At 47.1% G+C, this 12,550-nt stretch carries 11 protein-coding genes; all 11 read right to left on the reverse strand.

Annotation, left to right across the window (positions count from 1 at the left end; translation table 11 throughout):
* Window positions 1-147: 147 nt before the first annotated feature.
* The 11 genes from SB752_RS18515 to SB752_RS18565 all read right to left on the reverse strand — a co-directional run bounded on the left by SB752_RS18515 (window position 148) and on the right by SB752_RS18565 (window position 12,486).
* Window positions 148-2,529: an FtsK/SpoIIIE family DNA translocase gene (locus tag SB752_RS18515; protein WP_410717071.1), complete on the reverse strand. Its 2,382-nt coding sequence runs from the start codon at window positions 2,527-2,529 to the stop codon at window positions 148-150.
* Between the two features lie 122 nt (window positions 2,530-2,651).
* Window positions 2,652-2,882 carry a YlzJ-like family protein gene (locus tag SB752_RS18520; RefSeq protein WP_410717072.1) on the reverse strand — a complete coding sequence of 77 codons (231 nt, stop codon included), beginning with the start codon at window positions 2,880-2,882 and terminating at the stop codon, window positions 2,652-2,654.
* Entirely contained in the window at window positions 2,879-3,712 is an 834-nt protein-coding gene (locus SB752_RS18525; protein ID WP_410717073.1) for a ClpP family protease, read from the reverse strand. Before SB752_RS18525 ends, SB752_RS18520 begins: the two co-directional genes overlap by 4 nt.
* Before the next feature lie 457 nt (window positions 3,713-4,169).
* A complete protein-coding gene (locus tag SB752_RS18530) occupies window positions 4,170-5,846 on the reverse strand; it encodes a ribonuclease J (RefSeq protein WP_410717074.1) in 1,677 nt (558 codons plus the stop codon).
* 145 nt (window positions 5,847-5,991) lie between these two features.
* Window positions 5,992-6,858 carry a 4-hydroxy-tetrahydrodipicolinate synthase gene (gene dapA / locus SB752_RS18535; protein WP_410717075.1) on the reverse strand — a complete coding sequence of 289 codons (867 nt, stop codon included), beginning with the start codon at window positions 6,856-6,858 and terminating at the stop codon, window positions 5,992-5,994.
* Window positions 6,859-6,918: 60 nt separating this feature from the next.
* Window positions 6,919-8,145, reverse strand: coding sequence for an aspartate kinase (gene dapG / locus SB752_RS18540; RefSeq protein ID WP_103106001.1), 1,227 nt, complete (start codon window positions 8,143-8,145; stop codon window positions 6,919-6,921).
* 11 nt (window positions 8,146-8,156) lie between these two features.
* Window positions 8,157-9,197, reverse strand: a complete 1,041-nt coding sequence (locus SB752_RS18545) for an aspartate-semialdehyde dehydrogenase (RefSeq protein ID WP_103106000.1) — start codon at window positions 9,195-9,197, stop codon at window positions 8,157-8,159.
* Window positions 9,198-9,253: 56 nt separating this feature from the next.
* Entirely contained in the window at window positions 9,254-9,850 is a 597-nt protein-coding gene (locus SB752_RS18550) for a dipicolinate synthase subunit B (protein WP_410717076.1), read from the reverse strand.
* Window positions 9,847-10,746, reverse strand: a complete 900-nt coding sequence (gene dpsA / locus SB752_RS18555; protein WP_410717077.1) for a dipicolinate synthase subunit DpsA — start codon at window positions 10,744-10,746, stop codon at window positions 9,847-9,849. The genes SB752_RS18550 and dpsA overlap by 4 nt, the downstream gene beginning before the upstream one ends.
* Before the next feature lie 137 nt (window positions 10,747-10,883).
* A complete protein-coding gene (locus SB752_RS18560) occupies window positions 10,884-11,144 on the reverse strand; it encodes a YlmC/YmxH family sporulation protein (RefSeq protein ID WP_410717078.1) in 261 nt (86 codons plus the stop codon).
* 88 nt (window positions 11,145-11,232) lie between these two features.
* Window positions 11,233-12,486, reverse strand: a complete 1,254-nt coding sequence (locus SB752_RS18565) for a M16 family metallopeptidase (protein WP_410717079.1) — start codon at window positions 12,484-12,486, stop codon at window positions 11,233-11,235.
* Between the last annotated feature and the right edge of the window lie 64 nt (window positions 12,487-12,550).

Raw genomic sequence — 12,550 nt, forward strand, 5'->3', positions numbered from 1 at the left:
ACAACAATTTCCTTCAATCTCTAAGAATTTTAACCTAGGGGCGAGTATCATGCAAGCCAAATATTTATGAATAAAAGTGCACATTCATAAAAAGATGCATGACTACTCGCCTACTAGAAAAAAAATTTTACTAACCGGCTTTTTTCACTACGAGATATTGCTTTCGATAGACGGTCGTGGCAAGCGAACCTCCCGTGGCTTGCTGCCCTCATAAGGGCCCACAACCCCTCTTGCTTCCATCATGTCAATCAATCTTGCCGCTCGGGTATACCCTACACGCAAGCGCCGCTGCAAAAGTGATGCCGACGCCGTCTGCGCTTCGGAAACAACTTGTACGGCTTGATCGTACAGTTCATCATCAACTGCTTGAGGCTGTTCTTCCTGCACTTCACCCGGAATCATTTCTTCGTTGTAGCGGGCTTCCTGCTGTTCCTTTACAAAGCGCACCACTTCCTCAACTTCCTTGTCGGATACAAATGCCCCTTGGACACGAACCGGCTTGGAAGCGCCCATCGGCAGAGAGAGCATATCCCCTCGACCTAATAATTTTTCCGCTCCGCCCATATCCAGAATGGTCCGGGAATCCGCCATTGAGGATACGCCGAATGCGATACGGGATGGAATGTTGGCTTTAATGACACCCGTGATGACATCAACAGACGGACGCTGAGTGGCGATAATGAGATGAATTCCGGATGCCCGGGCCATTTGTGCGAGACGGCAAATGGCGTCTTCCACTTCACCTGGTGCTACCATCATCAAATCGGCAAGCTCATCGACAATCACTACGATATACGGCAAAGGCGTGCCTTCCACCTGTGAATTGTACATTTCAATATTTCTGCTTCCGGTTTTGGCAAATAAGTTGTATCTGCGCTCCATCTCTGCCACAACTTTTTTCAGTGCGACAGAGGCACGGCGAGGATCAGTTACAACTGGTGCCAGCAAATGGGGAATCCCGTTATACACATTCAACTCTACCATTTTCGGGTCTACCATCATCAGCTTGACTTCATCGGGCTTCGCTTTGAACAGAATACTCATGATGAGTCCATTAATACAAACAGATTTCCCGCTTCCCGTTGCGCCCGCTACTAAAAGGTGGGGCATTTTGGTCAAATCAGCTACAATCGGCTCGCCAGAAATATCCCGACCAAGGGCAACTGTCAGCTTTCCTGATGCATCCTGATACTCCGGTGCTTCCAATACTTCACGCAAGGAAACTACCGCAACCTCGGAATTCGGAACCTCGATCCCAATCGCTGATTTTCCTGGAATCGGCGCTTCTATCCGAATGTCTTTTGCTGCGAGCGCGAGTGCCAGGTCATCCGTTAAGCTTACAATCCGGCTTACTTTAACACCAGTGGCAGGCTGCACCTCGTAACGGGTAACCGCAGGTCCTCGATGAACCTCGGACACCGTGGCATTCACTCCAAAGCTTTTTAGTGTTTGCACCAGCTTCGCAGCATTGGACGTATGGTCCACATCTTTTCCCGTGTTTCCTCCCCGTGGACGCGTAAGCATTTGCAGGCTAGGAAGCTCGTAAGGAATAGCTGGCTGTCCTGGATCCGTCTCGAGTGTGCCTAATATCTCCTCATCCCCCTCCAAAGCAAACACGATTTCCTGACTTGCTTTTGGAGCTGTTGGGGTTGATACTGGCTTTTGCTCATTCTCAACGGACGGTTCCTCCACATCCATCGCAATCCTGTCAGCAAAATCGCGGATAACTGGTATGACAGGGGTTTGCGAAGAATCGTCCTCATCTGAGTAAACATGCTGTGAGGGAGTTTCTTTTAATGCCGTGACAGGCATCGCTCGCTTTTCTTCCTCCTTTTTTTGCTTGCGGGCTTCCTGCGCGTCTTTTTGCTCTTGCTTCCGTTTCTCACTTTCCTCTTGCAGCAGCTGAACAGAATCTTTTACCGTATCCTTTGCCTTGCCATACATTTGCGCTATTTTGTCTCTTAGGAACATTAGGATGTTCACATAGGACAGATTGAACAAAAACATCAGACCGACCAAGAACAGGAATACGATGATCAGCCCAGTACCGATTATCCCTACCAATCCATTGCACACAGCAAACACGAGGGCACCAACCATGCCGCCGCCAACACCGGTGGTCGATACTTTCTGACTGTGGTCAAGCCAAAGTCGATCCCATGTCACTCGGACAATACTTTGCTCGGCAAATTTCCCGTCAGCAGTAATTTGCTTGAAGAGCATCATATGATCCCACGTAAAAATACCAACAGCAATTAATACGATTCCGAGTACTCGATACGTAAGGCTCGGTGCTTTACGGGTAAACATCATATGTACGGCCATTCCGATCAAAAGTACAGGAATGATAAAGTCCCAGGACCCTGCGATAAAGCGGAATACAAAAGCAAGGACATTTTTGCCCAGCCAACCACTCTCCAACAAGCCAATTAGGGATAAGACAATAATCAGAAGTCCCAGCAGCTCTATTTTGACAACTGAGGCCAATGCCGCTTGCGACTTCTCTCGTTTTCTCCTACTCAATGGCACGCCTCCTCCTTGTGTTAACAAACTTATGTACCAAAAATGGTAAAAAGGCAGCCGTCCGCTGTTCGGCTGCTGTTCGTACCTATCTAGTATAACACAGGAAATTCATAGAAATACAGGACTTCTTAGACTAGCCATTCCGGCTGAAAACGAACCATTTGTCCTGGTGCATAATGCGGCTTTAAGTAGTCTTGGGGGTCAGGGCTGATGAGCCTTACGATCCGACCTTCAAACGGTCCCGTCTGCTCTACCAGCATGGTTGCATGGCCATTCACGATCTCTTTTAGCTCCTGCTTCTCTACTTGCTCCATATTGGCAAGAACCGTTTCCAAAGGGATGATCGAATGCAAAATCATTGCAATACCTCCTCCCCACCATTTCTTGCTTTCTCTATCAATTCATTCAGTTTTTTCAATGACTTGCCCAATCCGCCAACCTCGTCTATCAGGCCATATTTTACTGCGTCTACTCCAATGACATTCGTTCCGATATCCCGCGTTAATTCCCCTGTTCGTGTCATCAGCTCGCGGAATTTTTGTTCTGTTATATCAGAATGACGTGCGATAAAGCTGACTACCCGATCTTGCATCTTGTCCAGATACTCAAACGTTTGCGGAACACCGATGACAAGTCCTGTAAGTCGGATCGGATGGATCGTCATCGTTGCCGTTTCTGCGATAAACGAGTAGTTACCTGCTACTGCGATGGGAACTCCGATGCTATGACCGCCGCCGAGCACCAAAGTAACTACCGGTTTGGACATAGAAGATACCATTTCAGCAATCGCTAGACCTGCTTCTACATCTCCCCCCACTGTATTCAGGATCACGAGAACGCCTTCAATTTTGCTATTCTGTTCAGCTGCGACCAGTTGAGGAATGAGATGCTCATATTTAGTTGTTTTGTTTTGTGGAGGTAGTTGAATATGACCTTCTACTTGTCCAATAATGCTCATGCAATAAATATTGCTTTCCAGCTGTGGTACGTTCGTTTGACCCAATTGGGTAATCGAGTCTAGCAGCTTCTTCTTTGGATCCTCCGAGGCAGGGGCTTCAGCAGGCGGTTCAGCTGCCGGCTCCTGCTCTTCAGCTGCGGAAAGCAGCGGTGTAGGGCTTTTCCTATTATTCAATTGCTCACTCGCAAAAGGCGGCCGATTTAAGAAATCGGTAAATTGTTGCTTCGACATGGATGATCCTCCCTCGCTTTCCTCTGTAGTATGGTTAAGGAAAAGGGAAAAAATGCACTGATTTACCACACGAGTTACGTAGGTGAAAGAGCAGCTTGTGCAAATCTCAGCAGCTTGAGCTCTGCGACTATTCTATGGATGTATACATATAAAGCTTACGCCTCTTTTCTTTTCGACAATAGGAAATGAATTCCTTTCGCGTCACACGGTCTTTCCTTTTCACATGAGAGCTTGTTTGCCTTGCTCATCTCCATGACTGCCTGGCTTGAAAAATCAAATGTAGCCGAGACTCCTTCTCGCGTTGCTTTTGCCAAGATTTTGCACGCCTCTAACTATTTCAAAATAGCCTGCGCATGAGTACTCGTTTTAGCCAAAACCCTACAGGTGCATAACAACTAAAAAAGGAGTCGCAAACCTTTATGCAAGGTTTAACGACTCCTTTTCAATTCGGTTACGATTATACTTCCATGATGATCGGCAGGATCATTGGACGGCGACGCGTCTGTTCGTACAGATAACGACCCAGCGCCTCTTTTACATTATTTTTCAGAGAGGACCATTCATTCACATTTTCTTCCATGCATTTGACAAGTGTTTGGGTCACTATGCGATTCGCCTCGTCCAAGAGTTCCTCCGATTCGCGCACATAAACGAAACCACGGGAAATGATGTCTGGACCAGACAAAATCGTGCCATTTTGTTTGCTGAGTGTAACAACAACTACCAGAATTCCATCTTGAGATAGTAATTTACGATCTCGAAGCACAATATTTCCTACATCGCCAACACCCAGGCCATCTATCAAGACATTGCCTGCATGAACTTTGGGACCATAACGGGCTTTGCCTCCTGCGATTTCCACCGTATCGCCGTTGTCCAGCAAGAAGATGTTCTCCGCAGGAATACCCACTTGTTCACCGAGCAACGAATGTGTTTTCAGCATGCGATATTCGCCATGAATGGGGATAAAGTACTTAGGCTTCATGAGATTCAGCATGAGACGTAGTTCTTCTTGGCTGCCATGACCGGAGACGTGGACGGTTCCGTTTGGTCCATGGCCGCCATAAATGACGTCAGCGCCAATTCGTGATAATTGGTCAATCGTGCGAGCTACGTATTTTTCATTCCCTGGAATAGGGGTAGCTGCAATAATAACAGTGTCACCTGGAAGGATGTCAATTTTCCGATGGGCGGATCGGGCCATACGAGTGAGCGCAGACATTGGCTCTCCTTGGCTTCCAGTAGACAGAATGACTACCTGCTCTGCAGGCAGCTTATTGATTTCATCGATTTCCACAATCAACCCTTCTGGAACTAAGAGATAGCCAAGATCGCGGCTGATGTTGATGACGTTTTGCATACTTCTTCCGACAACAGTCAGTTTTCGGTTAAACTGAGCGGCTGCATCTACTACCTGTTGAATCCGATGAACGTTTGATGCAAAGGTAGAAACGACAATACGTCCAGTCGCCTTCGAGAAGACATCCTTTATGGCAATGCCTACAGAACGCTCAGATCCCGTAAATCCGGGACGCTCAGCATTGGTACTGTCCGAAAGTAGGCATAATACACCCCGGTCGCCAATCATCGCCATTTTAGCCAAATCAGCTACTTGATTGTTTACCGGCGTCTGATCAAACTTGAAGTCACCCGTATGAACTACGTAGCCTTCCGCTGTATCAACACAAACCCCTACACAATCAGGGATGCTATGATTCACGCGGAAAAACGTCGCTTTCATTTTGCCGAGAACGATCTCCGAATCACTGTTGATCAACACGCGCTTGGTATCGTTTAGAATGCCCGCTTCCTTTAATTTTGCATCAATCAAACCAAGGGTGAGTTTTGTTGCATAAACAGGAACGTTCAAGTGCTTCAGCACATAACTGAGTCCACCGATGTGGTCTTCGTGTCCATGCGTAATAATAATACCCCGAACCTTGTCCCGATGCTCCTCCAGATAGGTAATATCTGGAATCACCATGTCAATTCCCAGCATTTCCTCCTCCGGGAATTTCAATCCGGCATCAATAACGACGATGTCATCGTCGCATTGCACCACGTACATATTCTTCCCAATTTCGCCAACTCCGCCCAGGGCAAAAATGAGAACAGAGTGATTCGATTTTGCCAAAACGTGTAACCTCCTATATTTAGTTGTCATGTCCACTCAAATAAACCGCCCCAAATCACTTATTATCATTATACCCGAAGTGAAAACCTTAACACAAGGAAAAAGAGCCACCCCCGCAGGAATGGCTCTTTTTCTTTCTACCCAGTTAAACAAGCAAGAAATGAACAAACGCTTTTTCTTCGTCGTTTAGTTCAACTAGCGGCAGGCGAACACCGCCTGTTTCGATGCCCAGCTTTTGCAAAGCCACTTTTGTAGGACCAGGGCTCGGATAAGCGAAAAGTCCTTCAAATACAGGCATCAGCTTGCGGTGCAGGCTCGCAGCTGCAGCGTGATTTCCAGCTAAGAATGAATGTATCATTTTGGTCATATCACGGCCTACTACATGGCTCGCTACGCTGACGATCCCCACTCCACCAATAGCTAGAGCTGGCAAAGTTAAACTGTCATCTCCGCTGTATAGCTCAAAGCCCTCTGGCGCGTGCTCGATGATCTGAGCCATTTGAGACAGGTTACCAGACGCTTCCTTGACGCATATCACATTTGGCAGCTCAGCGAGTCTCAGGGTCGTTTGCGCAGTGATATTTACCGCAGAACGTCCTGGAACGTTGTACAGCATGACTGGCAACTCAGTCGATGCAGCAATTGCTTTAAAATGCGCGTAAAGACCTTCTTGCGATGGACGGCTGTAGTATGGTGCAACGACCATCACGGCATCTACACCTGTTTCCTGTGCTGCCTTCGTAAATTCCATACTCGAAGCTGTGTCGTTGCTGCCTGTTCCAGCGATAATATGGCATTTTCCTTTTGCATAGGATACCACATGCTTGAACAGAGCTAGCTTCTCGGCGCTTGAGAGGGTGGGTGATTCACCTGTTGTTCCAGAGATGACAATCCCTTCGCTGCCCGTCGCCACCAAATGATCAATGAGGCGCTCTGTTTTATCATAATCAATCTGTAATTGGTCATCAAATGGCGTTACCATAGCGGTAACCAGTCGGCCAAATCGTGCCACTGCCTCTACAACTCCTCTTATCGTGATCAGTAGGCATTATCTCTCGACTATGCTTGTCGATCACATATGGTGTACATGCAGCTTAAACTGATGGTGAAGCGCTCGAACCGCCTTGACCATGTCCATCTCATGCACAAGTACCCAAATGGTCGTATGGGAGTCAGCCGATTGAAGAATTTGGATATCTTCTTGTGTCAATGCCTCTACGATTTGTGCCATTACACCTGGCACACCCGTCATCCCTGCTCCAATCACCGATACTTTTGCACAATGAGGCAATAACTGAGGCTCATAATCCAGCTCAGTCAAAAGCCCTGCTGCTTTGGAGGCCATCTCATCATGTACAGTATAAGCGACACCTAGTGGATTCACATTAATGAAATCAACACTGATATTATTCGTCGCCATGGTTTTAAAAACTTGCAGCTGTGTATCGTAGTACCCTTCCTTGTTAGCGACTTTAATCTGGGTGATATTAGGTACATGGGCAATCCCCATAACAACGCGATCATGAACCGAATACTCTAGTTTTCCAATTTCGTGCATCGTGGTAACGAGAGTCCCGGGGTCGTCCGAAAACGTGGAACGGACGCGAATTGGTACATTAGCCTGCATCGCAATTTCCACGGCCCTGGGGTGAATTACCTTCGCCCCCAGATGTGCCATATTGCAAATCTCCGTGTACGTAACCATGGAAAGAGGCTGCGCTTCCTCCACAATTCTCGGGTCAGCAGTCATAATGCCCTCTACGTCGGTGAAAATATCAACCATTTCAGCTTGCAGGGCAACCCCAAGAGCGGTTGCAGTTGTATCACTGCCACCGCGGCCCAGAGTCGTAATCTCCCATTCGGCCGTTCTGCCTTGAAAGCCTGGAACGATTACGACATGACCCGCTTCTAAGTCCTGCAGGATGCGGCTTGGATCAATCGAGGTGATTTGCGCATTGGAAAAATCATCACTCGTGATAATGTTTGCCTGACCACCTGTTAATATCGTCGCTTTGATCCCGCGTGCATGCAGCATGCTGCACATGACTGTCGCTGAAATGATTTCACCGGTATGCATGAGCATATCCGTTTCTCGACTTGGCAGTTGATGTCCGTTACTGCGTACTAACTGTAAGAGTGTATCGGTGGCATAGGGATCACCTTTCCGTCCCATTGCCGATACGACAACGACTAAGGCGTAGCCTTCATCGATCGCTTTTTCCATATGGTAGATTGCCCTCATCCGGCAATCTTCCGTCGTCAAGGAAGAGCCACCGAACTTCTGGACGAGAATCTTCACAAACCTCTCCCCTATGCTCTTGCTTTGATGAGTTCTTCTGCGATTTGCACCGTATTCCATGCCGCACCTTTGAGAAGGTTGTCAGAAACGATCCACATATGCAGCCCGCGAGGATGATGGAGATCGCGTCGCACCCGGCCTACAAATATGTCGAGCTTGCCGGTTGCATCAGTAGCAAGCGGATAGCGTTGCTCTTCTGGCACGTCTACCAATACGACACCCGGAGCATTTTCCAGCAGAGCTTTTACTTCTGCCAAATCATAGTCCTGTTTCAATTCAACATACACGGATTCGCTGTGTCCATAGACGACCGGAATGCGCACGCATGTAGCAGAAACCAACACGTTATCATCATTGAAGATTTTTTTCGTTTCGTTAATCATTTTCATTTCTTCATAAGTAAATCCGTTTTCAGTAAATACATCAATTTGCGGAATAGCGTTAAAGGCAATTTGATGATGAACAGGCTGTGATCCGACAGGAAGGATCTTACATTCTGCTTCTTTGCCATCCAGGACGTCACGGCTCTGAGTCAACAGCTCATTAATCGCAGATTGACCTGCGCCTGATACTGCCTGATAGGTGGAAACGATAATTCGGTCTATACCAAAACGATCATACAAGGGTTTCAGAGCGGCTACCATCTGAATTGTCGAGCAATTCGGATTCGCAATGATTCCTTTATTTGCAAGCGCGGCATCCATGTTTACTTCCGGAACCACCAACGGAACCTCAGGGTCCATACGGAATGCACTGGTGTTGTCGATGACGACTGCACCATGACGTACAGCGTGGTGAGCAAGTTCCTTACTGATGGATCCACCAGCACTAAACAAGGCATAATCAACTCCGGCAAAGCTCTCAGGCGTTGCTTCCTCCAGTACAATTTCTTGTCCCTTGAACGTCACTGTCTTACCAGCAGAACGTCCGGAAGCAAGCAGCTTGAGTTGTTTGATCGGAAAATTGCGCTCTTCAAGAATTCGAATCATTTGCTGTCCGACAGCGCCGGTAGCGCCTACTACAGCGACATTATAAGTCAGTTGGTTAGCCATCTCTTACTCTCCTCCTAATCGCGAAAAGCAGATTAATTGTTTTTTCTGTAGTGTTTTTAGTAGTTGAATCTCTCGATGAGCAAGGGTTGCAGTTGTCGACCTTCCATGGCAGCTGTGCATGTCTCCAGCAATAGATCCATGCGTGCTACTAGCGAATTCGGCTTTTTGTCAGGAGCATCTTGCCCGAATGGAACGAAATAAATGTTTTTCGCTGCCAATAGCTTGGCAATATTCGCTGCATTTAGTCCCAGACCGTCATTGGTAGAGATTGCGATTACAAGTGGTTGCAGGTTTCGCATAGTCGCTTTGGCTGCCATGAGAACGGCACTATCCGTTATCGCATTCGCCAGACGACTTGTCGTACTACCTGTGCAGGGCGCAATCAGCATGACATCCAACAGCTTTGAAGGTCCCAGCGGCTCCGCTTGGGGAATCGTTGAGATCAGCTCTTCACCTGTCAGGTCCTTGATCTGTTGCTGCCAGCTCTGAGAAGTACCAAATCGGGTATCCGTAGTCATTATCGTATTGGATACGATTGGAATCACTCGTGCTCCCGCATCCACAAAGCGCTTAATTTGTGGCATGGTTTCCTCGAACGTGCAGTGCGATCCTGATAATCCAAAACCAATGGTCTTTCCCTGAAGCATACTCATGCCCTATCCCCCCTGGTTTTCCTTTGCTCCGCAATAAGACGAGACAAGGTTTGAGCCAAGATTTGTCCTGCGGTTTTTGGCGCAACGATTCCAGGTAATCCGGGAGCGAGAAGCGCTTTGATGCCTCGTCTTTCGGCATAACGAAAATCAGTGCCCCCTGGCTTGGATGCGAGGTCAAGGATAAACGCCGATTGTGGCATCTGAGCGATTACTTCTGCTGTGAGTATAAGCTGTGGGACAGTATTAAAAATGAAATCAGCATTTGTCACCTGCTGCCTTACTTCGCTTATATGGAAGGGAGTCAATCCCATCTCATAAATGCGTGCCAAGTGTTCCTGACGCCTAGCCCCTACCCTGACTTTTGCTCCCAAAGCGTGCAGCGCCCGGGCCATGGACAAACCTGTACGACCTAACCCCAGAACAATGGACGAAGATCCATGAATCGTTATATCCGTATTTTGAATCGCCATCATAAGGGCTCCCTCCACAGTGGGGATGGAGTTGTAGATAGCTACGTCATCACGATCCAGCAGTTCCACTAGAGGAATCTGGTGTGGAGCTATTAGGTTCTTCAGGTACGGTTTAGCCATTCCGGTATATACGACGCAATGCTTAGGCAAGCTGGCTACGTGTGCATCCTGCAATTGCAGCTGTTTGGAGCAAAAGATGCTTTCCACAAAGCCTTGATCATCTGTCCCTACGATAGGAAGGATGAGGGCGTCAACGTCTTTCAACACATCGCATGTTAATGGTCTCTTCGTTGCCCCTGTAAAATTGCTTTCCAGGTTGTCGAAGCCAACTAACGTGACGCTAGCATCCAGTTGTATGCAACGCTTGATTACTTCCAACTGGCGAGCGTCTCCGCCGATGAAGGCAACATGTATGCCCGTTAGCATGCTGCGTTCCCCTTTCCACACATTTTACTGCATTAAATGATCGAAACGCAAAGGTTTTCCATTTGAAAAAGTTGACTGGTATTCATACGGTCTACCCCCATCCTATTCGCTTCCTAATCGTTAGGTGACAGAAGCGCCTACTTTTGAGAAGCTTGTGTCTCCTGTTGATTTAATTGGATGATTACCATATCTGGCCCAATTTTCACAATGGAATTCCAAGGAATAATTAAATCCTCTCGTTTCTTGCCGAATCCGAAGAAACTGCTTCCTGGCAATATGATGGATTGAATGCTTCCATTTTCCGCGTGAATGACCAAATCGGAGTCGCTGATAACCCCCATACGCTCTCCTGTATCAAGCCCAATGATTTCTTTCCCTCCCAGCTCACTAAGACGCATAAAGCTACCCCCTTTGTCCATCGTTTTACTGTTGATATACGCAAAAAAATCCGGGCTATGCCGGATTTTTAAGGGGTTCTCATCGCTCCTACAGGAGGATGTCATTTTTCACATTTTCAGGGAAGCCATCCAGTGGACTAACCATTGCCATAGCCAGCTTGGAACGGAACAGCTGCTTAGCAACCTCATGAACGGACTCATGGGTTACTTTGTCAATTTTCGCGATCATCTCATCCAACGTGAGGTGGCGTTCTACCAACAGCTCATTTTTACCAAGACGGCTCATACGGCTGTTTGTGCTCTCCAAGCTTAGCATTAAGCTTCCTTTTAATTGCTCCTTGCCTTTGTTCAGCTCTTTGTCTGTAATCCCGTGATCAGCCACATCACGAAGAACATGAGAAACGATATCGAACACTTGGCCTACATGCTCCGATGCTGTGCCCGTGTAAATCGTAAAGGTTCCCGCTTCTTTGTAAGAAGAGTGGTAAGAGTAAACCGAGTATGCTAATCCTCTTTCTTCACGAATTTCCTGGAAGAGGCGCGAGCTCATGCTTCCACCTAGCACGTTGTTCAACAAAATGAGGGAGTACACATCTGGATGTCCTACCTGAAATCCAGGGAGAGAAATGCACAAATGCGCCTGTTCAGTAGCTTTGTGCTGTGAAATAACGTTTGCGGTAAAATCAGGTGTGGTCAAGGTAGCGTCATTGGATTTGCGGTTGAATCCAGAAAAACGCTTTTTAATGTCTTCGATCAGACTCTCCTCGAAGTTCCCTGCAACCGTAATCACTGTATTGGTCGGCAAATAACGCTGATCAATATAGCTTAACAAATCATCACGTTTCAGGCTCTTCAAGACTTCCTCTGTACCCAAAATAGAGTAGCCTAGTGGATGCTTGCCATAGGATGCTTGGGCGATCAGATCGTGCACAAGATCATCTGGTGTATCTTCGTACATGCTAATTTCTTCGATGACTACATTTTTTTCTTTTTCCAATTCCTCGGGGTCAAAAACGGAGTTGAAGTACATATCCGATAATACTTCTAATGCAATTGGAGCATGTTGATCAAGTACCCGTGCGTAGTAGCATGTATACTCTTTGGAGGTAAACGCATTGACGTTTCCACCGATCTCATCAAAGCTTTCTGCAATTTCCTTCGCAGAACGAGTCTTTGTACCCTTGAAAAACATATGCTCCAAAAAGTGGGAAATCCCGTTATTGATTTCGTTTTCATATTTGGAACCGGTCCCGACCCAGATACCGAGTGCTACAGATCGAACAGATGGAATTCTCTCTGTTACGATTCTAAGACCGTTATCACATGTATGACGTAATATCACGCAAATCCTCCTCAGTTGATCATCTGTCTCTATCCTAACTTCAGGGAAATTGTAGTAAACACGT

It is taken from the genome of Brevibacillus sp. SIMBA_040 (assembly GCF_046535075.1).
Classification (GTDB): domain Bacteria; phylum Bacillota; class Bacilli; order Brevibacillales; family Brevibacillaceae; genus Brevibacillus.